Origin of the sequence: Citrobacter sp. W9 (assembly GCF_026719375.1) — a bacterium.
In the GTDB taxonomy this organism is placed as follows: Bacteria; Pseudomonadota; Gammaproteobacteria; order Enterobacterales; family Enterobacteriaceae; genus Citrobacter; species Citrobacter werkmanii.
In genome coordinates, this window is the sequence record NZ_JAPPTE010000005.1 from 40,001 (window position 1) to 64,292 (window position 24,292).

The 24,292-nt window shown below is 54.2% G+C and carries 24 protein-coding genes; 2 read left to right on the forward strand and 22 right to left on the reverse strand.

The features are described from left to right. Window positions 1–3: 3 nt before the first annotated feature. From OOJ59_RS09820 to napF, 15 genes are all read right to left on the reverse strand, one after another. On the reverse strand, window positions 4–1,053 hold the full coding sequence (locus OOJ59_RS09820) for a cytochrome c-type biogenesis protein CcmH (RefSeq protein ID WP_085047855.1): 1,050 nt from the start codon (window positions 1,051–1,053) through the stop codon (window positions 4–6). Then, complete coding sequence (dsbE, locus tag OOJ59_RS09825; RefSeq protein ID WP_003834613.1) at window positions 1,050–1,607, reverse strand: thiol:disulfide interchange protein DsbE; 558 nt, start codon at window positions 1,605–1,607, stop codon at window positions 1,050–1,052. Before dsbE ends, OOJ59_RS09820 begins: the two co-directional genes overlap by 4 nt. Continuing rightward, on the reverse strand, window positions 1,604–3,559 hold the full coding sequence (locus tag OOJ59_RS09830; protein WP_085047854.1) for a heme lyase CcmF/NrfE family subunit: 1,956 nt from the start codon (window positions 3,557–3,559) through the stop codon (window positions 1,604–1,606). Before OOJ59_RS09830 ends, dsbE begins: the two co-directional genes overlap by 4 nt. Next, complete coding sequence (gene ccmE, locus OOJ59_RS09835) at window positions 3,556–4,035, reverse strand: cytochrome c maturation protein CcmE (protein WP_038642175.1); 480 nt, start codon at window positions 4,033–4,035, stop codon at window positions 3,556–3,558. Before ccmE ends, OOJ59_RS09830 begins: the two co-directional genes overlap by 4 nt. Continuing rightward, window positions 4,032–4,244 (reverse strand): heme exporter protein CcmD, encoded by a 213-nt coding sequence (gene ccmD, locus OOJ59_RS09840; protein ID WP_085047853.1) that lies wholly within the window; start codon window positions 4,242–4,244, stop codon window positions 4,032–4,034. Before ccmD ends, ccmE begins: the two co-directional genes overlap by 4 nt. Then, window positions 4,241–4,978, reverse strand: coding sequence for a heme ABC transporter permease (locus OOJ59_RS09845; protein ID WP_006683732.1), 738 nt, complete (start codon window positions 4,976–4,978; stop codon window positions 4,241–4,243). The genes ccmD and OOJ59_RS09845 overlap by 4 nt, the downstream gene beginning before the upstream one ends. A gap of 75 nt (window positions 4,979–5,053) precedes the next feature. After that, window positions 5,054–5,713 carry a heme exporter protein CcmB gene (gene ccmB / locus OOJ59_RS09850; protein ID WP_160956151.1) on the reverse strand — a complete coding sequence of 220 codons (660 nt, stop codon included), beginning with the start codon at window positions 5,711–5,713 and terminating at the stop codon, window positions 5,054–5,056. After that, window positions 5,710–6,330, reverse strand: a complete 621-nt coding sequence (ccmA, locus tag OOJ59_RS09855; protein ID WP_038642182.1) for a cytochrome c biogenesis heme-transporting ATPase CcmA — start codon at window positions 6,328–6,330, stop codon at window positions 5,710–5,712. The genes ccmB and ccmA overlap by 4 nt, the downstream gene beginning before the upstream one ends. A 20-nt stretch (window positions 6,331–6,350) precedes the next feature. After that, entirely contained in the window at window positions 6,351–6,953 is a 603-nt protein-coding gene (napC, locus tag OOJ59_RS09860) for a cytochrome c-type protein NapC (protein WP_003027548.1), read from the reverse strand. A gap of 9 nt (window positions 6,954–6,962) precedes the next feature. Continuing rightward, window positions 6,963–7,412 (reverse strand): nitrate reductase cytochrome c-type subunit, encoded by a 450-nt coding sequence (gene napB, locus OOJ59_RS09865; protein ID WP_038642185.1) that lies wholly within the window; start codon window positions 7,410–7,412, stop codon window positions 6,963–6,965. Next, window positions 7,409–8,272 (reverse strand): quinol dehydrogenase ferredoxin subunit NapH, encoded by an 864-nt coding sequence (gene napH, locus OOJ59_RS09870; RefSeq protein WP_160956150.1) that lies wholly within the window; start codon window positions 8,270–8,272, stop codon window positions 7,409–7,411. The genes napB and napH overlap by 4 nt, the downstream gene beginning before the upstream one ends. After that, the gene (napG, locus tag OOJ59_RS09875; RefSeq protein ID WP_038642189.1) at window positions 8,259–8,954 is read right to left on the reverse strand and encodes a ferredoxin-type protein NapG; all 696 of its coding nucleotides are present in this window, start codon (window positions 8,952–8,954) and stop codon (window positions 8,259–8,261) included. The genes napH and napG overlap by 14 nt, the downstream gene beginning before the upstream one ends. 6 nt (window positions 8,955–8,960) lie before the next feature. After that, entirely contained in the window at window positions 8,961–11,447 is a 2,487-nt protein-coding gene (gene napA / locus OOJ59_RS09880) for a nitrate reductase catalytic subunit NapA (RefSeq protein WP_160956149.1), read from the reverse strand. Next, window positions 11,444–11,707, reverse strand: a complete 264-nt coding sequence (gene napD / locus OOJ59_RS09885) for a chaperone NapD (protein WP_038642193.1) — start codon at window positions 11,705–11,707, stop codon at window positions 11,444–11,446. The genes napA and napD overlap by 4 nt, the downstream gene beginning before the upstream one ends. After that, complete coding sequence (napF, locus tag OOJ59_RS09890) at window positions 11,697–12,188, reverse strand: ferredoxin-type protein NapF (RefSeq protein ID WP_268063379.1); 492 nt, start codon at window positions 12,186–12,188, stop codon at window positions 11,697–11,699. Before napF ends, napD begins: the two co-directional genes overlap by 11 nt. Before the next feature lie 413 nt (window positions 12,189–12,601). Here napF and eco point away from each other — a divergent pair, with 413 nt between their 5' ends. Next, a complete protein-coding gene (gene eco, locus OOJ59_RS09895; RefSeq protein ID WP_038643271.1) occupies window positions 12,602–13,099 on the forward strand; it encodes a serine protease inhibitor ecotin in 498 nt (165 codons plus the stop codon). A gap of 93 nt (window positions 13,100–13,192) precedes the next feature. On the opposite strand, the gene mqo is transcribed toward eco, so the two are convergent. Beyond that, window positions 13,193–14,854, reverse strand: coding sequence for a malate dehydrogenase (quinone) (gene mqo, locus OOJ59_RS09900; RefSeq protein WP_160956148.1), 1,662 nt, complete (start codon window positions 14,852–14,854; stop codon window positions 13,193–13,195). A gap of 277 nt (window positions 14,855–15,131) precedes the next feature. On the opposite strand from mqo, the gene OOJ59_RS09905 reads away from it, so the two are divergent. Beyond that, a complete protein-coding gene (locus OOJ59_RS09905; RefSeq protein ID WP_160956147.1) occupies window positions 15,132–16,376 on the forward strand; it encodes a SulP family inorganic anion transporter in 1,245 nt (414 codons plus the stop codon). Here OOJ59_RS09905 and mgtE read toward each other — a convergent pair. The 6 genes from mgtE to OOJ59_RS09935 form a co-directional block, all read right to left on the reverse strand. Beyond that, entirely contained in the window at window positions 16,339–17,775 is a 1,437-nt protein-coding gene (mgtE, locus tag OOJ59_RS09910; protein WP_069323415.1) for a magnesium transporter, read from the reverse strand. The genes OOJ59_RS09905 and mgtE overlap by 38 nt on opposite strands. A gap of 105 nt (window positions 17,776–17,880) precedes the next feature. Then, window positions 17,881–19,524 (reverse strand): multidrug ABC transporter permease/ATP-binding protein, encoded by a 1,644-nt coding sequence (locus OOJ59_RS09915; RefSeq protein WP_087857381.1) that lies wholly within the window; start codon window positions 19,522–19,524, stop codon window positions 17,881–17,883. Between the two features lie 75 nt (window positions 19,525–19,599). Beyond that, the gene (gene alkB / locus OOJ59_RS09920) at window positions 19,600–20,250 is read right to left on the reverse strand and encodes a DNA oxidative demethylase AlkB (RefSeq protein ID WP_085047848.1); all 651 of its coding nucleotides are present in this window, start codon (window positions 20,248–20,250) and stop codon (window positions 19,600–19,602) included. Further along, on the reverse strand, window positions 20,250–21,314 hold the full coding sequence (gene ada / locus OOJ59_RS09925; RefSeq protein WP_087857380.1) for a bifunctional DNA-binding transcriptional regulator/O6-methylguanine-DNA methyltransferase Ada: 1,065 nt from the start codon (window positions 21,312–21,314) through the stop codon (window positions 20,250–20,252). The genes alkB and ada overlap by 1 nt, the downstream gene beginning before the upstream one ends. A 79-nt stretch (window positions 21,315–21,393) precedes the next feature. Beyond that, window positions 21,394–22,446, reverse strand: a complete 1,053-nt coding sequence (gene apbE, locus OOJ59_RS09930; protein ID WP_087857379.1) for an FAD:protein FMN transferase ApbE — start codon at window positions 22,444–22,446, stop codon at window positions 21,394–21,396. Window positions 22,447–22,562: 116 nt separating this feature from the next. After that, entirely contained in the window at window positions 22,563–23,663 is a 1,101-nt protein-coding gene (locus OOJ59_RS09935; protein WP_160956146.1) for a porin OmpC, read from the reverse strand. Window positions 23,664–24,292 lie beyond the last annotated feature (629 nt).

Here is a 24,292-nt window from a genome sequence, read left to right on the forward strand (position 1 = left end):
CTCTTACTTCTCCTGCGGCGTTAGCTGCTCCATCGCCTGTTTAATACTGCGCTCGATTACCGCCCGACGGGTATCGTTGGCGGGTAATAATTTCAGCATCATCTCCCACGCCGCAACCGCTTCGCCGAAGCGCTGCTGTTCGAAAGCGTTAAACGCGTACATGCTCAATACGCGCACGTTGGCATGTTCGCCGCGTATTAGTTGACGTAACAGCTCCCCGCCCCGACGGTTATCATTAGGGTCGGATGAACGGGTCAGCGCTTCCGCATAGCCCAGCGCCGCATCACTGTTTTTCGGATCCAGCCGATAAGCATTGGCATAGGCTTCAGTAGCCGTGCTGGCGTTGCCGAGCACCATGCCAATGCGTCCAAGCATAATCCAGCCTTCAACGTTTGCGGGATCGGCCTGTAAGCGAGTGCGCAGCCCCAACGCCAGACGCGTCATGTCTTCTTCATTCAACGGGTCGGCTTTTGGATCCAATGCCCGCTCCAGCAGCGCTGGGGCCTGAGCGGTGGCCTGTTGCCAGACCTGCACCTGTTTATAGTTCCCGGTTTGGTAATAGCTCACCGCGCCGACCACCAGCGCCACCACGATGCCGGGCACAAAGAGTCCGAATCCACCGCGCTTGCCATCCGGGATGATGTCGTCAGGAAACTCTTCTTGTTTCACCCGCACGCGTCGGCGAGTACGGGCGAAAATAATCCAGCCCCCGAGACCAATCGCTACCGCCGGCATCACCCACAGCAGCACGGTCAGCGGAGTTAACGGCGGATCGTAAGTGACGAAGTTGCCGTAGCGCGCCACCATGTAGTCAACAATCTCTTTCTGACTTTTGCCTTCCTGCATCAGTTCGTACACTTTCTGCCGCAGGTCGGTGGCAATCATTGAGTTAGAGTCGGCAATGCTGTTGTTCTGACACTTAGGACAACGCAGTTGCTCGGTAAGCTGGCGGAACTGCTGCTCCTGCGCTTCATCCTTAAACTGCATTACATCGATAGTCGCCAGCGCGGATCCCGAGATAACCAGCATCAGCAGGCCCAATAAAAATCTCATTGCGCAGCCTCCTTACTGTACTTGTCCCACAGCGGTTTGATCTCGCTTTCCCACACCCGGGCGTTAAGATCACCGGCATGGCGATAGCGAATAATACCTTTCCCGTCGATCAGGAACGTCTCCGGCGCGCCGTACACGCCAAGATCGAGGCCGAGCATACCGTCGCCGTCAAACAGACTTAATGAGTAAGGATTGCCCAGCTCTTTCAGCCAGACAATGGCTTTCTGACGATCGTCTTTATAGTTCAGACCCACTACCCGCACGCCTTGCGCAGACAGCTGATTCAGATACTGATGCTCGGCGCGACAGGTCGGACACCAGGTCGCCCAGACGTTCAGCAACACCGGCTTGCCCTGCGTCAGCACATCGGCCTGATAATGCTGACCCGGGTTTTCCAGCGATTCCAGGCGGAACGTCGGAACAGGTTTGCCGATCAACGCCGACTCCAGATTGGTAGGGTCGTCTCCCTGCGCGTTACGCGCTAACTGCCACAGCAGCGCCGCCGCAATAATGAGAAAAATAATAAACGGAATTAACAGTGCGTTGCGCTTCATACAGCCTCCGACGCATTTTTTTGCACCGCGGCGCGAGGGCGCGTGCGCTGGCGATAGCGTGGATCAAACAGGCAGAACACCCCGCCCAGCGCCATCAGCAATCCTCCGGCCCAAATCCAGCGAATAAACGGTTTGTAATACAAACGTACAGCCCATGCGCCGTTATCCAGCTCTTCACCCAGCGCAGCATACAGATCGCGCGTGAACCCGCCGTCAATCGCCGCTTCGGTCATCATCGAACTGGTGCTGTTATAGAAGCGTTTCTCCGCATGCAGCGTGGCTGCCGGTTTACCATCACGCGTGACGCCAATAATGGCGACCCCGCCCCGGTAGTTTGGTCCGGTAATATCTTTCACTTCACGGAAAGTAAACTGATAGTCATGGATGCTGACGCTATCACCCGCTTTCATACGGACATCGCGTTCCACGCTGTAATTCTGGCTAAAGGCAATACCAACAATGGTAATCGCCAGCCCAACATGAGCCGATACCATCCCCCAGTAGCTGGGCGTCAGCTTCGTTCCACGAGAAATGCGCAGGTACGCTTCGGACATGGCCAGCACAAAAATCCAGCACGCCATCGCCAGCCCCACCACCGTCATGGCGGCAATACGATCCTCAAACAGCCACGGCAACAGCAGCGACAGAATTAGCGTGGTGACAAACGCGATGATCAGTAACGTTTTCAGTTTACGCGGTCGGTCACGGCCCCAGCGCACTAATGGCCCAATGCCCAGCAGCAACGCAAACGGCGCCATCAGCCAGGTAAACATGGTATTGAAGAACGGCTCGCCAATCGAAATGCTGCCCAGCCCAAGCTGTTTGTGCACCAGCGGCAGTAGCGTGCCCAATAACACCACCAACATAGCGGCGATCAGCAGGACGTTGTTGCCCAACAGCAGCGATTCACGCGACCACAGCGCGTTGTTTACCCGCGAGCGAACCTTATGCCCACGCACTGCAAACAGCAGCAGGGAACCGCCAATCACCAGCACCATGAAGGCCAGTATAAACATCCCTCGCGACGGGTCTGAGGCGAAAGCATGCACCGAAACCAGTACGCCGGAGCGTACCAGGAAAGTCCCCAACAGGCACAGCGAGAAGGCGCTGATTGACAGCAGCAAGGTCCAGGCTTTGAAGCTGGCGCGCTGTTCGGTTACCGACAGCGAGTGCATCAGGGCTGTGCCCACCAGCCATGGCATAAAGGAGGCGTTCTCAACCGGATCCCAGAACCACCAGCCGCCCCAGCCCAGCTCGTAATAGGCCCAGGCCGAACCGAGTACAATCCCCAGCGTCAGAAACACCCACGCCGCCAGCGTCCATGGACGCGAAAAGCGAGCGAAGGTGCTGTCCAGACGCCCGCTCATCAACGCGGCGATCGCAAACGCGAAAGCTACCGAGAAACCGACATACCCCATGTACAGCAACGGCGGATGGAAAATCAGTCCCGGATCCTGCAACAGCGGATTCAGATCTCGCCCTTCAACAGGGAAATTGGGCAACGTGCGGGCAAACGGATTAGAGGTAAACAGGATAAACAGCAGGAAGCCGACGCTGACCATCCCCATCACCGCCAACACGCGGGCGACAATGTCCAGCGGCATGCGCTGGCTGAACGCCGCGACGGCGAACGTCCAGCCGCTCATCAGTAGCACCCACAGCAGCAGCGAACCTTCATGCGCGCCCCATGTCGCTGCCACCCGGTACCAGACAGGAAGCTGGGTATTGGAGTTACTGGCGACGTAGGTCACGGTAAAGTCATTAACCACGAAGGCATTAACCAGAATCAGGAACGCCCCCATCACGCAGATAAACAAGACCCAGGCAAAGGGCCGTGCTGAGGCCATCATCCGCACGTCGCCGCGCGCCACGCCCCACAACGGATAGACCGACAGCAGTAGTGCAACGCCAAGCGCAAGGCACAACAGCGCATTGCCAATTTCCGGCATCATGACGTTTTATCCTTATAAACACTTTCCGGGCGACGGTGGTTTTCCTGCATCGCTTTTTCGACTTCCGGCGGGGTGTAATTTTCATCATGTTTGGCCAGAACCTCTTTAGCCTGCACATGATTTCCCTTGTCCAGCTCGCCCTGAACAACAACCCCCTGCCCTTCGCGGAACAGGTCCGGCAAAATGCCTTCATAGGTCACATCCACCACACCTTCGGCGTCATAGATGCTGAAAGTTACTTTAAGCGATTGCGGGTCGCGCTTCACGCTGCCTGGCATCACCATCCCACCCACACGCAGACGCTGACCGACTTCAGGCATCTGCTGTGTCTCGCGCTTACCGTAGAGTATCTCTCCCGGGGTGTAGAACAGATCGATATTGGAACGCAGCGCGTAGAGCACCAGCGAAATGGTCAACGCCAGACCTGCCAGTACCGCGCAGGCTATCCATAGCCGATTTTTACGTCGAATATTCACGCCGCCTCCCGTTGTACTTGCGCTGCGCGCATGCGCGCTTCCCTCGCCCGCTGCTGGGCCACGCCGCGTAAGATTGCGCGATGCTGTAATGTTGAATGCAGCACCAGCACCAGCAGCGGAATAACGCTCATGGCAACAGCCAGCCAGACATACAAGGCGTAACCGCCCATCGCGAAAAAATCACTCCATGATGCAAATGCAGGGGTCATTGGCGGCCTCTTTTTAAGATCAGTTCGCTCACCCACGGGCGGCGTTTTTCCATCATCAAAATCAGGTTACGCATGCGCATTAGCGCCAGCGTGACAAACAGCAACAGGTAACCGACAATCGCCAGACGCAGCGGTGCGCGCATTGCCGGATCGATGCTTTGCTGCATACGGGTTGACCCCTGATGCAGCGTGTTCCACCACTCGACCGAGTAGTGAATAATCGGTAAGTTGACCACACCAATCAACACCAGAATACCGGCGGCACGCCCTGCCAGGCGGCGGTCGTCAAACGCATGCCACAATGCAATGGCGCCAACGTAGAGAAACAGCAACACCAGTTCAGAGGTGAGTCGGGCATCCCAGACCCACCAGGTTCCCCACATCGGTTTGCCCCATGCGGACCCCGTCACCAGCGCAATAAAGGTAAACACAGCGCCAATGGGCGCCATCGCAGCCAGCGCCAGATTGGCCATTTTCATCTGCCAGACCAGGCCGATAAACGCCGCAACAGCCATCGAGGCATAAATTCCCATCGACCAGATTGCCGCCGGAACGTGCAGATAAATGATGCGATAGCTCTGTCCCTGCTGATAATCAGCCGGCGCGAAGCCAAAGCCCCACACCCATCCGGTTATTAATACCACCGCGCTGGCAATCGCCAGCCACGGAATAAACCAGCCGCAGATCTGATAGAGCCGAGGGGGCATCGCCAATTGATGAAGTGTTTTCCACATAGTTCAGTCACCAGACTCCATTAATGAATATCCGTTTTGCCGGAGCGCCTTGCCCGGCCTGCAAATCCTGTCGCATTACTGCACGCTGATCCGTAACGCCGCAGCCGTGGCAAACGGGCTTAACGTGGCGCTGCCTACCAACAACGCCCCCAGAATCGCCATGTATCCTTCAACAGGCAAGTGCATGGAGGCCGCATCCATCGCCGCGGTCGCAAAAATCAGTAGTGGAATAGTAAGCGGGAGAACCAGCACGCTTAACAGCACGCCGCCGCGCTTTAAACCCACCGTCAGACCTACGCCAGGCGCGCCGAGAAAACCCAGCGTCGGCGTGCCGAGCAGCAAAGTCAGCGCCATAATTTTCCAGCCGTACATATCCATGCCCAGCAGTAATGCCACCAGCGGAGAGAGGATTAACAGCGGCAAACCGGTTACGACCCAGTGCGCCATTACTTTCGCCAGCACGACCGCCGGAAGCGGCAGCGACAGCAGCATCATCTGCTCAAGGCTGCCGTCCTGTAAATCATCACGAAACAAGCGCTCCAGCGCCAGCAATGACGCCAGCAGCGCCGCAACCCAGATAATGCCTGGCGCAATACGCGCCAGCAACTGTGGCTCCGGCCCAATGCTCAGAGGAAACAACGTGATAACAATCAGAAAGAACCATAAAGGATTGGCGATTTCCGCACTATGACGAAACGCAACTCGCAGTTCTAAACGGAAGATTCGCCACATCATTGCGTTGCCCTCTCGCTGGTCAGCGCAATACGTCGCACTTTATTGGTCTCAACATTAAGCGGCTGGTGGGTAGTGAGAATGACAATACCGCCCTGTTCCGTATGCTGTGCCATACGCTGAGTCAGTCGCTCAACGCCGTTTACATCAATGGCGGTAAAGGGTTCATCGAGGATCCACAGCCGGGCGCGGGTCAGCCACAAACGGGCCAGCGCCACGCGCCGCTGTTGTCCGGCGGAAAGTTGATTCACCGGAATATCTTCGTATCCGGCAAGTCCCGCCTGCGCCAGCGCGTCCAGACACTGTGCGATGTCGCCATCGTGATGGAAAAAACGCAGGTTCTCCAACGCCGAAAGCCGGGTTTTTATCCCCGGCTGATGTCCGATCCACAGCAATTGCTGATGGTAGCTGTCCCGCACGTGATGCAGGGGTTGCTCTTGCCAGCAAACCTCCCCTGCGTCGGGACGCGCCAGCCCGGTAAGCAACCGCAGCAAAGTGGTTTTCCCCGCGCCGTTGCTGCCGGTAATTTGTACCCATTCCCCTGCGTTGACGCGAAATGACAGATCGCTGAACAGTATTCTGTCATCCCGCTCGCAAAGTAATTCTCTGGCTTCAAGCATACCTGGTTATCTACATCCTGTTAAAAGCCCGGTTTGACTTCGCGCATATCAGGCAGTTTGTGCGCTATCCCTTTATGACAGTCAATACAGGTTTGCCCGTCTTTCACGGCCTGGTCATGCATTTTGGCCGCAACGCCTTTCTGGGCGGTTAAATCCATAAACTCGAAGTTGTGACAGTTGCGACACTCTTGCGAATTATTATCTTTCATACGCCGCCACTCATTTTGCGCCATCGTCAGACGATGATCTTCAAATTTCTGCGGTGTATCTATTAACCCCAGCGCCTTCGCGTACAGCTCTTTACTGGCCTTGATCTTACGGATCATTTTCGGGCCCCACTCATGTGGGACGTGGCAATCAGGGCAAGTCGCACGCACACCGCTGCGGTTGTTGTAGTGTACGGTTTCCATATATTCCTGGTACACCGTATTGCGCATTTCGTGACAGCTAATGCAGAACTCTTCCGTATTGGCCTTTTCCATACCGGTATTAAAGCCGCCCCAGAAAATAATGCCGCCCACAAAGCCGATTAACAACAGCGTGCCGAGCGCCAGACGGCTGGGGCGACGCCACCATTGCCAGACGCGCTTAATCCAGCCTGGTTTACGGTTAGAATTTTCCATAATGACCTCTTATTTCCCGTAACCTTTCGAGGGGGTGAAGGTATTTTCAACAATCGGCGCAGCGTCAGCCTGCGGGACGTGACATTGCAGACAGAAATAACGACGCGGCGCGACTTCAGCCAATACCTTGCCGTCGCTGTCCATAAAGTGCGTCGGACTGATGCGCGGCGCGCCGGTGGTGCGATAGCTTTCCACACCGTGGCACTGCAGGCAGCGGTTAGTATTGGTCGTCACCTGATACCCTTCAACGCTGTGCGGAACCATTGGCGGTTGATTCACATAGTTCAGCGGCATACGCTCCTGCTCTTTCGGCATGCGAATCGCCCCTTCCTGCGTCCCTGAGACTTCCGGTGACTGGCTTAGGTCCACTCCGTTTGCAGCCCAAACGGCCCCACTGACGACCAGGGCAAGCAGGGCCGTCCATTGACTCAGCTTTTTAATCAGGTCATGGCTTTTCATGATTTCGCTCCCGAACTCCATCGTGTTGTTATTGTAAAAACATCCTCAGAACAGACATCCACGCAGCGACCGCAGGCCATGCAATCGCGACTGGTTACCTGCACCGGGCTTTGCTCATCCAGCACCGGCGCACGTAGCACATGCGGTTCCGGGCAAACATGAAAACAATCCATACAGCGGTTACATCTGTTACGTTCTTTTGCCGAAACGGTTAATGCACCTTTACTTCCCACTACGCTATACAGTGCGCCCAGTGGGCAGAGATGCCCGCACCAGCCATGCTCAACGACCAGTAGATCAAATAAAAACAGCGCCAGAATCAGCAGCGCTCCACTGCCAAATCCCATTACCAGACTCCGTCCGAGCAGAGAGACGGGATTTATCCATTCCCACAGCAGCGTACCGGTCAAGGCGGAACCGACCAGGATAACCACCAGCAGGACGTACCGTATATAGCGCGGTAGGGTCGCGGACTGATTCAGGTCAAACCTTCTGCGTAACCAACTGGCTAAATCGGTGACCGGGTTCATCGGACAAACCCAGCTGCAAAACAGACGCTTACCCGCAAGGGCATACAGCACCGTGATGACGACCGCCCCCGTTAACGCAACCGTTGCCGGCAGGTGTCCGCTGGCCAGGCTTTGCAACGTAATTAGCGGATCGGTGAATGGGACAGTATCCAACAGCAGGCTGCCACTGTAATTGCCATGCAGGATCCATACGCCAAACCACGGGCCGCTCAGGAACATCGCCAGTATCAGAAACTGACTCAGACGACGCAGCAGCAGCCAGCGATGACTCTTCCACCACCCTTTTTTTGCCTGCGCTTCACGCCCGGCGTCACGTTTACGATTTGCCATTGTTCCCCTCCAGCCAGCCGAAGCGGTAATGGTGTCCTAACTCCCCTTTCGCCAGCGACAGCGGCAGCACTTTTATTGCTGGCTGCTCCAGTACGCAGACTTTTTCGCATTTCCCGCAGCCGGTACAGGCATCGCTATGGACGGTTGGAATAAACCGCGCATGCTTGCCGGTACGCATATTGCGGTCCAGCTCAAGGGTGATAGCCTCATCGATTTTCGGGCACTCGCGATAGCAAACATCGCAGCGTAGCCCTTGATAGTTGAGGCAGTTTTCGTGATCCAGCAGTACCGCCAGCCCCATACGCGAATCGTCAATGGATTCAATTTCCTTGTCCAACGCGCCGCTGGGGCAGACTTTGGCGCACGGAATGTCCTCACACATTTCGCAAGGAATATCGCGGGCGACAAAATAGGGCGTACCTGCTGCCAGCCCGGAGGCCAGCGTCGCCAGTTTCAGCGTGTCATACGGGCATGCCTGAACGCACTGACCGCAGCGCACACAGGCGCTGGCGAATGCCTCCTCGCTCAGTGCGCCTGGCGGGCGTAACCGCACGCCGGTTGCACGTGCGGTTTGCTGTTGTAACCCCAGCGCCACGCCAACGACGGCCAGCCCGCCCGCCGCGCGAACCATGTCGCGCAGAAAACGGCGGCGGCCATTTTGGGGTTTTGCTGACCGGGACATAACGCGTTACACCTTCGCCAGTTTCACGGCGCACTTCTTGAAATCCGTCTCTTTGGAGAGCGGATCCGTCGCATCCAGCGTCAGATTGTTCACCAGCTGTGCGGCATCGAAGAACGGCATGTATACCAGCCCCTGCGGCGGACGGTTACGCCCGCGCGTTTCAACAATCGAGATAACTTCGCCACGGCGGGAAACCACTTTGACTTTATCGCCACGGCGCAGATCGCGCGCTTTTGCATCCAGCGGGTGGATAAACAGCACAGCTTCCGGGAAGGCGCGGTGCAGTTCAGGCACACGACGCGTCATGCTGCCGGTATGCCAGTGCTCCAGCACGCGTCCAGTGGAAAGCCACAGGTCATACTCTTTATCCGGCGCTTCAGCGGCAGGTTCAAATGGCAGCGCGAAGATGACTGCTTTGCCGTCCGGCTTACCATAGAACTTGTAGCTTTCCCCCGCTTTCACGTACGGGTCGTTGCCTTCGCTGTAGCGCCACTGAGTCTCTTTGCCCTCAACGACCGGCCAGCGTAAACCGCGCGCTTTGTGGTAATCGTCGAATGGTGCGAGATCGTGCCCGTGGCCACGGCCAAACCAGGCGTACTCTTCGAACAGCCCTTTTTGCAGATAGAAGCCCAGCTCGCGGGATTCATCGTTGAGCTGATCTTCAGCCAGTTCAGCTACCGGGAATTTGGTCACGGCTGGCGTGGCGAACAGCACGTCATACAGCGTTTTGCCGCGCAGCTCCGGTTTCTGCGCCAGTAGTTCTTCCGGCCATACCTCTTCTGTTTTGAAGCGACGGGAAAACTGCACCAGTTGCCACAGATCCGATTTCGATTCACCCGGCGCTTTAATCTGCTGACGCCAGAACTGAGTGCGGCGTTCCGCGTTACCGTAAGCCCCTTCTTTCTCTACCCACATTGCGGTCGGTAGGATCAGGTCGGCTGACAGGGCGCTCACCGTCGGGTACGGATCGGAGACGATGATGAAGTTGCGCGGATCGCGCCAGCCCGGCATACGCTCTTCGTTGATGTTCGGACCGGCCTGCATGTTGTTGGTGCACATCGTCCAGTAGACATTGAGTTTGCCATCTTTCAGCGCACGGTCTTGCGCCACGGCATGCAGCCCGACTTTTGCCGGAATGGTCCCTGATGGGATATTCCAGTGCTTCTCACAGATATCGCGGTGTTTTTCGTTGGTGACCACCATGTCCGCAGGCAGACGATGGGAGAACGTCCCAACTTCACGCGCGGTACCGCAGGCGGAAGGCTGACCGGTCAATGAGAACGGACCACAGCCTGGCTGAGAAATTTTACCGGTCAGCAGGTGCAGGTTATAGACCAGGTTGTTGGCCCACACGCCGCGGGTATGCTGGTTAAAGCCCATCGTCCAGTAGGAGATGACTTTTTTCTTCGGATCGGCATACAACTGCGCCAACTGTTCCAGTTGATCTTTCGGTACGCCGGTCATTTCGGCGGTTTTATCCAGCGTGTACTCAGCAACGAAGGCTTTGTAATCCTCAAAGCTCATCGGTTCAGAGGCATCGGAACCTGGATTCTTCGCCGCTTTTTCCAGCGGATGAGTTGGACGCAGGCCGTAGCCGATGTCCGTCACCCCTTTACGCAGGTTAACGTGCTTGCTAAAGAAATCCTGGTTGATCGCATTGTTTTGAATGATGTAGTTAGCGATGTAGTTGAGGATCACCAGATCGGTTTGCGGCGTGAAGACCATACCGTTATCCGCCAGCTCAAAACTACGATGCTGGAAGGTGGAGAGCACCGCGACGGTAACATTCGGATCGGACAGACGACGGTTGGTGATGCGCGACCACAGAATCGGGTGCATCTCCGCCATATTCGCGCCCCACAAGACGAAAGCATCGGCATGCTCAATATCGTCATAACAGCCCATCGGCTCATCCATACCAAAGGTACGCATAAAACCAACCACCGCTGACGCCATGCAGTGACGCGCGTTCGGGTCGATGTTATTAGAACGGAAGCCGGCTTTAAACAATTTGGCGGCGGCGTAACCTTCCCAAATCGTCCACTGACCCGAGCCGAACATGCCGATAGACTCTGGGCCTTTTTCTTTCATGGACGTTTTGAATTTCTCTTCCATCACGTCAAAGGCCTGCTCCCAGCTAATCGGCGTGAATTCACCTTCTTTGTGATACTTCCCGTTCTTCATGCGCAGCATCGGCTGTGTTAAACGGTCTTTTCCGTACATGATTTTCGGCAGGAAGTAACCTTTGATGCAGTTAAGCCCACGGTTAACCGGCGCATCCGGATCGCCCTGGCATGCCACTACACGCCCTTGCTGCGTCCCGACCAATACGCCACAGCCTGTCCCGCAGAAACGGCACGGGGCTTTGTCCCATTTGATGGCTTCTTGCTGACCGACTACCGCGCGGGCTACGCCCGGCACGCTTAACCCGGCAGCCGCCGCAGCGGCCGCAACGGCGTTAGCTTTCATAAAGCTACGACGACTGAGTTTCATGGTGTTTCCTCACCTTGCTCATCCTGCTGGTGATAAACCAGCGACACCGCCAGCACGCCCGCAACGTTGCGCACTGACTCAATAGTTTTCATTAGCGTTTCACTTTGCTCTGCTTCCACCACCACAATGAGCTGGCCGCTTTCCACATCGCTAAGTGCAACTTCGCAACCCGGAAACGAACGCAACTGCGTGGCGATATCATTGATATGCTGACTTTTGGCCTGAACGACCAGGCTGCAGACCTGCCAGTTACTGTCCATGGTTGTACTCCGCATTAATGGCTGATACCGGGCAAATCGCGACACACGCGCCGCATCCGTTACAGGCCTGATTGTCGAGCTGTGGCTGATAAATACCGGACAGCGTGGGGCGAAAGGTTATGGCCATGGGTTCACAGCTATCCTGACAGCGATGACACTCAACTGACTGGTGTGCGAGACAGTTTTCCCCGATCGTAAAATTCAGATCCCATGCCCTGGTGTGGCGCAGAAGAAAAAGTGATTCGGGACAGGCCTCTGCGCAGGCATAACAAAAGCTGCACTCGCCGTGTTTGAAATTTACGCTCGGATAACCACCCTGGCCTCGCTGCAGGATGTCGGTTTCACACGCCTGGATGCAGGCGTCACAACGAAGGCAATGGGCCAGAAAGTGAGAGTCTTCCTTGCTCCACGGCGGACGGATCCCTGCGTTGGCGTTACGCCAACTGCCTGTCAACATGCCTCGACGGGATAAATCAACCATGACATTGTCCTTCCATAATGACGCTCTCCCCCGGCGGGTTGAACGACATAAAAAACTGCACTATTTATGAGTAGTTATTTTTAGTCGTAAGATATTTCAGGATGTGTAAGAGGAGCATACCCCGATCGGGGTAAATGCTGTTGCCGGATCAAAAGAGTGTTGAGTTGACGGGAAAAAATGCGCTTTTGCTCACATTTCAATGGGTTATATAATAAATTACACAACGAATACATCACAAAGAGAATAATCTTAAAATTAAGATAAATCTTAGAATATATCGCTACGCATAACCGACAACACTCAAATACTCACTGAAAATATAAGTAAATCCAGATTAATAGATAATGCAAATATGTTAACCTGCCCCAGACTCGTTCATAAGACAGAAGAAAGGAAACACTGTGAACAATAAGATGAAGACAATTGTCCCTGCCGTGCTTTTCGCCGCCTTTGCCAGCACCTCTGCCTGGGCTGGCAGTAACGATACCGGTGCTCAGCCGCTGGAAAAGGTCGCCCCTTATCCTAAAGCGGAAAAGGGTATGAAGCGCCAGGTAATCCAGCTTCCCCCTGAGAAAGATGAATCTACCCTGAAAGTAGAACTATTAATCGGCCAGACGCTGGAGGTCGACTGCAACCAACATCGCCTGGGCGGAGAACTGGATAGCAAAACGCTGGAAGGTTGGGGATACGACTACTATGTTTTCGACAAAGTCACCTCTCCGGTTTCAACCATGATGGCCTGCCCGGACGGTAAAAAAGAGAAGAAATTTATTACCGCGTATCTGGGTGATGACGGTATGCTGCGCTACAACAGCAAGTTGCCGATTGTGGTCTACACCCCGGAAAACGTGGAAGTGAAATACCGTATCTGGAAAGCGGAAGAGAAGATTCAGGACGCCGTCGCGCGCTAAGTGAGAATGTGCCGGATGGCGGCGTTCCGCCTTATCCGGCCTACAGACGCGTGAACCAGGCCGGATAAGCGCTGCGCTTATCCGGCATTTTATTTACAGCGCGATATCCGCCACAGCTTTCTGCTCAGGCTGCGGTTGAGCCTGAGGTTTCAACTGCGGTTTTGGCGCTTCATCGGCAACCTGCGGCTTGTCGTATTTCAGACCCAGAACTTCGCTGGTGTATTGCAGCTCTTGTTCAGTTGCCTCAATGTTTCCGTTCAGCTTAGTACCATAAGACGGAATAATCGTTTTCAGCTTCGCCTGCCACTCGGGGCTGGCGACTTTATCTTTAAACACTTTTTCCATCAGATGCAGCATGATCGGCGCCGCGGTTGATGCACCAGGCGAAGCGCCCAGCAGTGCAGCAATCGTACCTTCTTTATCGCTGACCACTTCAGTTCCCAGACGTAGCACGCCGCCCTTTTCTGCATCACTTTTAATGATCTGCACACGCTGACCCGCCTGCCATAGACGCCAGTCCTCTTTTTTCGCCTGCGGATAGTATTCTTGCAGTGCGGCAAAACGGTCGTCATCGCTCAGCATCACCTGACTTACCAGATATTTCACCAGATCGAAGTTATCCAGACCTACGTTGACCATCGGCATAAAGTTCGACGTCGTGGTCGAGCTGAGCAGATCCCACAATGAACCGTTTTTCAGGAACTTGGTGGAGAATGTCGCGAATGGCCCAAACAGCACGACACGCTTGCCATCCAGGATACGGGTATCGATGTGCGGTACCGACATCGGCGGCGCGCCCACAGAGGCCTGACCATACACTTTCGCCAGGTGGCGATTCACTACGTCCGGGTTTTCCGCCACCAGGAACTGGCCGCCAACCGGGAATCCGGCATAGCCTTTCGCTTCTGGAATGTCGGTTTCCTGCAACAGCTTCAGCGCAGCGCCACCGGCACCGATAAAGACAAACTTCGCCTTGATATCATGTTCCGCTTCGTTGTTTTTCAGATCGGCGACCGTAACGGTCCAGCTATTGTCTGCATTACGCTTAAAGCCACGCACTTCAGTACTGAGCTGCAGCGCAAAGTTGGGCTTTTTCTGCAACGAGGCAATCAGTTGGCGCGTGATTTCACCATAGTTAACGTCAGTACCAATCTCGGTGCGCGTTGCCGCGACTTTCTGTTTCGGATCGCGACCTTCCATAACCAGCGGCGCCCACTCTTTAATCTGCGCGTGATCTTCGGAATAACGCATACCACGGAATAAGGTGCTCTGCTGCAGTGCGGTGTAACGGGCGCGCAAGAAATTCACGTTCTCGTCGCCCCAGACAAAACTCATATGCGGGACGGTAGTGATAAATGAGCGCGGTTCATGCATCACGCCATTATTGACCTGATAAGCCCAAAACTGACGGGAAATCTGGAAGGCTTCGTTGATTTCGACTGCCTTTTCAATGCTGATGCTACCGTCGGCCTTTTTAGGCGTGTAGTTCAGCTCCATCAGTGCGGAGTGGCCGGTTCCGGCGTTGTTCCAGCCGTTCGAACTTTCCTGAGCGACGCCATCCAGTCGCTCGACCATGGTCATTGACCATTGTGGCTCCAGCTCTTGTAAATAGGTTCCCAGCGTGGCGCTCATGATACCGCCGCCAATCAACAGTACATCCGTTTCCTGCTCTTCCGCCGCTTTCGCTTTTGCTGCCATTGAGACAACGTTCAGCCCTACAGCCATGGTGAAGAGCATGGCAGTCACTTTTTTCATAATGTTAATGCCTTACTTTTAGTATCGCTTTTTGCTTTTAATGCAGGTGAAAATCGAGCGGCACCAACGGTAACACTTAAGTAAAAATAATTAAATATTGTTTATAAATTATATTTTAATTTTAAAAATGTTATTAATACGTTGATAATTTATACAGTTATTGACAATCACTTCTGGAAACCTGCCCGCCAGACGCGTACTATGCTGCGCTTTGCTATTCACGCACGGATGCCTGTCGGTCTGCTGTTATCAGGCCCTTTCTGACCTGAGAGTTACTATGTCTGCAACACACTCCTCCCCTGCGGTGACAGAACAGAGCACCCGCGCCGTACTGCGACAACCCCGCCTGTTGGTACGAGAAACGCTGGCGGGGGTGGTAACCGCCCTGGCGCTGATCCCGGAAGTGATCTCTTTTTCCGTTATTGCTGGCGTCGATCCTAAAGTCAGCCTGATAGCTTCCGTCGTGTTGTGCCTGGCGATGTCTTTTTTAGGTGGCCGTCCGGCAATGGTTACCGCCGCGGCAGGATCGGTTGCGCTGGTGATTGGTCCGATGGTGCATCAACATGGCGTGCAGTACATTCTGCCAGCGGTGGTGCTGGCTGGGATGATTCAGATCCTGTTTGGCGTATCAGGGATGGCGCGTCTGATGCGATTCATTCCTACAGCCGTCATGACCGGCTTTGTCAACGCCCTGGGCATTTTGATTTTCTTTGCCCAGGTCCCGCATTTCTGGGGGAAAAGTCCGCTAATCTGGGGACTGTTTATCCTGACGCTGCTGATTGTGCTGTGGGTTCCGCGATTGATTAAAACAATCCCCGCGCCGCTTATCGCCATCGTGCTGCTGACGATATTTACTGTAAGCAGTGGGCAACTGTTACCAACCGTCGGTGATGGAGGTTCAATGAGCGGTAGCCTTCCGGGGTTAACGCAGTTGTTAGTGCCGCTCAACCTGCAAACATTGGCCATTATCTGGCCCTGTGCGCTGAGCATCGCTTTTGTCGGTTTGATGGAGTCGCTGTTAACCGCCCGTCTGGTGGATGATCTGACGGTGACACCGTCGAATAAGAATCGAGAGAGCACTGGACTGGGGATAGCCAATATTCTGGCCGGATTTTATGGCGGCATTGCCGGGTGCGCGATGATTGGTCAGACCATCGTTAACGTCGAGATGGGCAAAGGACGCAGCCGCGTTTCGACGATTGTCGCCGGGCTGGTGTTGCTGCTGCTAGTCACCGCGTTGAGCGAAGTCATGGCGAAAATACCCATGTCGGTGCTGGCGGGAATTATGGTGATTGTGGCGGTGAAAACCTTCAGTTGGCAGAGTATCCAGCCCGCGACACTGACGAAAATCCCCGTTACTGAAACGCTGGTCATGCTGATAACCGTCGGCGCAACGGTCGCTACCGGCAACCTGGCGATTGGCGTGGTTGCCGGGGTGATGACGATGCTCATCCTGCCGCGCATCGTCAGACGTAAACGCGCGGCTACATCAGAAATAGCGTTGCCAGACCGAGAAAAATAAAGAAACCGCCGGTATCGGTGATTGCCGTGATCATGACGCTTGAGCCGACCGCTGGGTCGCGCCCGAGCTTCACCATCGTCATGGGAATAATCACCCCCATCAACGCCGCCATCAGCAGATTAAGCATCATCGCCAGGGTCATCACGCCGCCGAGCGCCATATCATCGTACAGCCACCAGGTAATGCCGCCCATAATCCCACCCCAGACGAGGCCATTTACCAGCGCCACGCCCATCTCGCGCAGGATCAAAAATGTCAGGTTTCCCGGCTGAATATTTTGTAGCGCCAACGCGCGAACAATCATGGTAATAGTTTGATTTCCGGTATTGCCGCCGATCCCTGCCACAATCGGCATCAGCGAGGCCAGCGCCACCAGTTGCGAGATCGTATGTTCAAAGCCATCAATGACCCGCGAGGCGATAAAGGCGGTACAGAGATTAATGGCCAACCATGCCCAGCGGGTTTTTACCGCTTTGGTAACAGGAGCAAACACATCCTCTTCGGCGCTCAAGCCCCCCATTCGACGCAGATCGGTATCGGTCTCTTCGTATACCACATCAACGATCTCATCAATGGTCAAACGGCCCATCAACTTACCGGCAGGATCAACCACCGCGGCACTGACCAGGTTGTCACGTTCGAATGTACGCGCGGCGTTTTCGGCAATGTCTTCCGGGGAAAAGGTGAGTGGGTCATCTTCCATCACCTCGCTGACTTTACGCTGCACATCATTGAGCAGGATACAGGTTAGCGTCAGTTCGCCGACCAGCACCTTATTGCGATCGGTCACGAAAAGTTTATCGGTGTTCTCCGGCATCCTGCCCAGCCGCCGTAAATAGCGCTGCACCACTTCCAGCGTCACGTCCGGGCGCACGGTGATGACTTCGAACTCCATAATCGCACCGACGCGATTCTTCTCATAGTGCAGTACCTGGCGCACGCGCGCCCGCTCCTCTGCGGGTAACGTTGCCAGCAGACGGCCTGTGAGATTACGCGGCAAATGCTGGACCAGATAAATCTGTTCATCGATGTCGAGATATTGCAGGGCATCCAGCAGCTCGCGGTCGCTCATCTCATCAATCAGATCGTCCCAGACGTTTTCTGACGCCTCAAGCAGGACGTTACCGCGTTTTTCATTTTGGACCAGCCGCCACAGGGCGTGGCGCTCTTCAGAAGGTAATGCTTCGAGGGTATCGGCCAGATCGGGCGGCGGCAGGTGCGCCACCAGCGCCCCTACCTCAGCAATATCGTCGGCTAAGGTACCGACGTCATATTGCTCAGCCAGGGTAAGCTTGCCCAACAGCGTGGAAATAATGGCTTTATCAGTGGTCAGCAGCCAGATGAGGCGCGCGCGCTCTTCATCACGCAGTCTGGCGCTGTTTTTGTTGAATGCGGACATTAATCATAAATCCATGATATGAAATATCATTAATCATGATGCCGATTTATGTAAATAACAATAAACGCAACCGCCGGGCGGCTAAAAAACCGGCGGTTGCAGGGATTACGCAGTACGAGCGACGGCATCTCGCGAGGCGGCGTCACGCTCATCGCCCACGAGTTCACTTAACTGTCCGTTACGCATCTCCAACAGACGATCGGCGTGAACAAAATAGTGATCGTCATGGCTAATAGCGAAGATGGTTTTACCCATTTCCTGCATCAGCGGCAATAACACCTGATAGAACTCACGGCGGAAGTGCGGGTCCTGATCGGCAGCCCATTCATCCAGCAGAATAATGTCACGCTCCTCCGCCAGCGCCAGCAGCAGCGCTACGCGTTTTTTCTGCCCTTTCGACAGCTTGAGATTGAGAATACGCCCATCGTTCAGCTCAAGCTTGTGACCCATCTTCAGATGTTCCAGCCACTTCACCACCAGCGCCGGATCGGCCTCTTTACCTTCCGGACCGAGCAGTTTGTCGAACAACCAGACGTCGGTAAACACGGCGGAGAACAGCTTGCGATAGTCCTCTGGTTTTTCGACAGCAACCGCTTTGCCGTCGAGCAGGATCTCGCCTGACTGCGGTTGATACAACCCGGTGAGTAACATAGCCAGTGTGGATTTCCCGCTACCATTGCCGCCAATCAGGAAGATCAGTTCCCCGCGACGAATAGTCAGATTTACCGGTCCGACAGAGAACGCATTATCCTGATAGTGGAATACCACGTTACGCAGCTCCAGCGTTTGCCAGTCCGGAAACGCGGTTGGTCGCGGGAATTCGGCCTTAAAGGGCGCCAGTGAGAATTTATTCAGCTTGTTAAAGGCGACCTGTGCGGTGAGCAGCGTCGGCAGTGCGCCAACGGCAGAAAGCAGCGGCGTACGCAGGAATAACAGCGTCAGCGAATAGGTCGCCGCCACGGCGGTATCCGCCCAGCCCAGACTGTTAGCCATCCAGAACACCAGGCCAATGGCGCCCAGCATCATAATGTTCGACCAGTTCACCGCGCTGAGGTGGAAGGTATCGGCACGGATAATATGGTGACGATATTCTTTAGCGTCCGGGACGTATAATTGATTAAAGATATGCTCGGCGCGCTCGCGGTTGAGCGTCAACTCTTTGCGCCCTTCCAGCACCGTCTGGTAATCGTTGTACAATTTGTCTTCTGTTTCGCGCAGGGTCGCCATATGTTTATATACCCGCGCGACCAGCACAAACCCGCCCCAGATGGTGATTGCCATCCAGATTGCCGTCACCAGCAGCATTTTGGTTGATAGCATCGCCAGATACGCCGCCGACCCAATAGTCAGGATAATCCCCTGCACCAGCTCAGGCAGACGAACAAAAGCAATGGTGATGTTGCGGATATCGCTGGTTAAACCGGCCAGCAACGAGGCGCTGCCAAGCTGTTCGATACGCTCGACGTGGGTGTCCAGAATACGCTTGATAAATTCACTACGCAGGCGGTAAACAAAGTGGTGTCCCAGCGTGGTTAACGCCAGCTGTGAGCCAAGGGTAACAACCATCAACAGCAGCAGCAGGCCAAGAAACTCCGGCAGCACCATCAACGTGGTGTCGACCGTTTCAATCAGGCGCTGGTTAATAAACGCAATCAGCCCAATTCCCAACGCAGCGCTGGCGAGGCTGAGCGCCATGACGCTGATAAATGGCCAGCGATACTGCCGCCAGACAAGAAGTAAAAGTTCCATGCAAACAACCCGGACAAGTAATAACAGCCCGCAGTTTAAACATCTCTTTGCCGACAGCAATAATAATTCTTATTTTTATTCTTTTTTACCAGCCTGGCGAAACGTCAGATTGTAACGACAGTCACCGGTTAACGGATGATACCCTGTCTTAAGCGGCTGGATCCCATGATAAAACAGCCGTGAGTTCCCACCCCATACCACGACATCGCCATGCTCCAGCAGTAAACGTTTTAAAGGGTCATTACGGCGCAAACCGCCAAACTGAAAGATGGCCGGTAACCCTAGCGAGACAGAAACGATAGGCGCCCGCAGGTCAGGTTCGTCTTTATCCTGATGTAATGACAGTTTCGCCCCTGGCGTGTAGCGGTTAATAAGGCAGGCATCGGGTTGAAAATCGGCATAGCCCGCCGCCGTTGCCGCCTGCTGGCACAGCGCAGCGAAAGCATCCGGCATCGGCGGCCAAGGCGTACCGGATAGTGGGTCAAACGGAGAATAAAGGTAGCCATGTTGATCCGTCGTCCAGCCCAAATGACCGCAGTTGGTCATCGCCACCGACATCGTGTAACCGCCGGGCGTCACCATCTGGCGAAACGGCGACTGTCGGGCGACAGCCGCGATCGCCTGCAGCAAAGAAGGTGCGGACTCAAAGGCAAAACGCCGCAAAATTACCGCGCCGGATGCCAGCGGTTCCTGCCAGGGTTTCTCATCCGCAAAAAGATCAAGCATTACGTTTCCTCCCCAGTAGTTTCTCGTTGCAGTAACTGCGCTTTGCGCGCAATACCCCAGCGGTAGCCCGAAAGCGCGCCATCATTACGGATCACCCGGTGACACGGGATGACAATCGCCAGTTTGTTGGCTCCGCAGGCGCTGGCCACCGCGCGCACCGCTTTCGGTTTACCGATGGCGCTGGCTAACTGCTGGTAACTAACCGTCTTCCCACATGGGATTGCGCGCAGCGCCTGCCACACCTGCAGCTGGAATGCGGTCCCGAGGATATCCAGCGGCAGCGACAATGGCGTATTGCGCGTATTAATCACGGCGATGACCTCACGCACATGCTGCTGGAAATCGGCATCGGCTGCTTCATCCTGAGCGGCGGGAAACAGCTCATGCAGTTCCGCGACCAATGTAGCATCATCATCACCCAGCAAGATCGCGCAGATACCGCGTTCGCTTTCCGCCACCAGGCAACGACCCAGGGCGCAATCTGCCAGGGTATAGCGCACAGAAACGTTGTCGCCGCCTTTGCGAAATTGCCTGGCGGTCATCCCTAGTGCCTGATCCGCTTGCCGGTAATAGCTGCTGCTGTCGGGGAATCCGGCGTTCAGAATCGCCTCGGTTACTGGTGCTCCTTTTGCCAGGGCATCGCGCAGACGACGAGCGCGCCAGGACTGCTGCCACGCTTTCGGGGTCATGCCCGTCGTGGCTTTAAACAGACGGTGCAAGTGATACGGGCTCATCGCCACCTGCTGCGCCAGCTCATCCAGCGTGAGGGGCGACTCCTGCTCCAGCAACTGACAGGCGTGGGCTATTTTGTCCAGCCGATGCTGCTGCGCGCTGTCTTTATCCGGCTGGCAGCGTTTACAGGGCCGAAACCCGGCAGCCTGCGCCTGCTCGGCATCAGCAAAGAAACTGACATTTTTGCGCAGCGCATGCTTCGCCCGACAGGACGGGCGGCAGAAAATACCGGTAGTGTGGACGGCGAAAACAAACTGACCGTCGGCGTCAGCATCACGATCCACAACAGACTGCCAGCGGTCATCATCAGTTATGTGTAAACGACTTTTCATTATGGACTCCTTTGTTAAGCATAGCGCTTAGCCTCAGTGTGTCCTGATAGCCAGGTATAAAAACCCGCAATCTTGCTTTTTAATTTTTTTCGCTGAGCAGAAAGCTTTTAAACTGCGGCGACATCCAGGTTTTAAACCCTTTCCCCTCTTTCATAATCATATACACCGCCAGCCCTTCACGACGCACCACCTCTTTGGCCTTTTCCGGGCCGAGCACCATCAAACCGGTATCCCAGCCGTCAGCCTCCAGCGCCGTAGGGGCTATCACCGTCACAGACACCAGATTGTGTTCGATCGGACTCCCTGTTTGCGGATCGATAACATGCGACAGGCGTTTACCGTCCAGCTCGTAATAGTTACGGTAGCTACCGGAGGTGCTGATGCCGTGCCCGTTAATGTCGACAACCGCTTGCACCGCGTTTTCACGATCGGTGGGTTTCTGGATCGCCACCCGCCATGGATGGCCTTCCGCATTCATACCACGACTGTTTAGCGCACCGCCAACGGAAACCAGATAACGGGCGATCCCCTCTTGCTCCATCAGTCGCGCCAGATGATCGGCGGCATAACCTTCACCAACGGTAGACAGATCCACATACAGATCCGGCAAGTCTTTTTGCAGGTAATCCCGATGAGCCTCATTAATCACTTTCAAATGTGAAAGTCCGGTTTGCGCTTTTGCGGCGTCAATTTGCGCCTGAGCGGGAATGTGTACGGGTTGCTGATCCGGACCGAAACCCCACAGGTTAACCAACGGTCCCACGGTAATATCCATCGCCCCATCGGTTTTCGCGCCAATTCGCAGCGCCGACGTGACGATATCCGCCATAGCGTCATTAACCGGCCACGGCGACAGGCTTTTCGACAGATTAAAGCGCATCAGGGCAGAATCATTTTTATAGGTTGAAAGAAGCTGATCGTCAGCATCAAGCTGAGTCTGGATCTTCGCCTGCAACTCCCTGGCGCGTTTGGCATCCACGCCCACCGCGCTGACCCGCCAGAAGGTGCCCATCGTTTTACCTTCCAGAACGGTGGCGGATTGTGCGGTCTGAGCCGGTTTAGGGGCCTCATCGCACCCGACAAAAAAGATCGTCACAGCTATTAGCGCTGCGCGATAAAAATTCATTTCCATACGTAATTATCCTCATGCGAACGGGCGCAAGAGTACACCAAAAATCGTTGTTTGTACGGCGAAAAAAAAGCATTAAAAAAGGCCCCGCAGGGCCTTTTAACAATAATAAGCGCAGATTAGAACTGGTAAACCAGGCCCAGTGCTACGATATCATCGGTAGAGATGCCAGCATCACGAGTGAACTGGTTGTCATCCAGCAGGTTGATTTTGTAATCAACATAGGTGGACATGTTTTTGTTGAAGTAGTAGGTTGCGCCAACATCAACATATTTCACGATGTCCTGGTCACCGTAACCATTGTTCAGGTCTTTACCTTTAGACTGCAGGTAAGCCACAGACGGACGCAGACCGAAGTCGAACTGGTACTGCGCAACAGCTTCGAAGTTCTGCGCTTTGTTAGCCCAGCCCAGGTTACCCGCACGCGTTGCGTTGTAGGTCTGGGTGTACTGTGCTGCCAGGTACACGTTGTTCGCGTCGTATTTCAGACCACCAGTGTAAGTTTCAGCACGATCGCCAGTACCGAAGTTCAGCTTGTTCTGCTCGTCAGTACGTTTAGAGCTGGTGACTGCAGTACCCAGGGAGAAGCCTTCACCGATATCATAGGTGATAGATCCGCCAACGCCGTCGCCGTTCTGATTCAGTGCATCACGACCGTTGCCGGTCACACCCGTCATGCCTTCGCTTTCCGGGCTACCGTTTTTACCCTGGTACTGAATGGCAAAGTTCAGGCCATCAACCAGACCGAAGAAGTCGGTGTTACGGTAGGTCGCGAAGCCGTTACCACGCTGCTGCATGAAGTTGTCAGAAGTGTAAGTGTCGCCACCGAATTCCGGCAGAACGTCGGTCCAGGACGTTACGTCGTAAACCACGCCGTAGTTACGACCGTAGTCGAAAGAACCTGCATCAGCGAACTTCAGACCAGCAAACGCCACACGGGTCCAGGCGTTGTTTTCGTTTTCAGAGGAGTTACCCATGATCTGGTATTCCCACTGGCCGTAACCGGTCAGTTGGTCGTTAACCTGGGTTTCGCCTTTGAAGCCGATACGCATATAGGTCTGATCACCATCTTTAGAAGAGTCATCAGAGAAATAGTGCAGACCATCGACTTTACCGTACAGGTCTAATTTGTTGCCGTCTTTGTTGTAAATTTCAGCCGCATTTGCTGCGCCTGCTACCAGCAGAGCCGGTACCAGGAGGGACAGTACTTTAACTTTCATGTTATTAACCCTCTGTTATATGCCTTTATTGCTTTTTTATGCCACTGCTCACTGGCTAACCCTCATTAACCAGTCGGCAACTTCATTCTCCGCAAAAACACAGAATAATCCAACACGAATATGATACTAATACTTTAAAGATGTTTCATTTATCTATGTAGATGTTTCAAAATATTAACAAAAGGGAACTTTTTTTTAATTAAGAAAATGGAGAGAATAAGCACAAATAGTCAAGAATCATTATAAATGATATATAAATCAATAAATTAAGTAAAGAGCAACCATAGCACTGAATGATAAAAAAAAATCTTCACTCGCAACTAAAATAGACTCGCTATCATCATTAACTTTATTTATTACCGTCATTCATTCATGAATGTCTGTTTACCCCTATTTCAACCGAATGCTCTGCGTTCGGTTTTTTTTTACTCTTCTTTACACAAAGCTGACTGCTCTGTGCTACCGATGAAAAACTATCACGTCTATTAATCATCCCGTCACGTCGAGATCAGAAATAAACCTTATTATTAATTTCTTGTTATTTAATGCTAAATGTATACATTCACTACAAAATATTTGTACCCGTTATTATCCGCTGTACACTTTTGCACCATCGGGGGGTTGCAGCA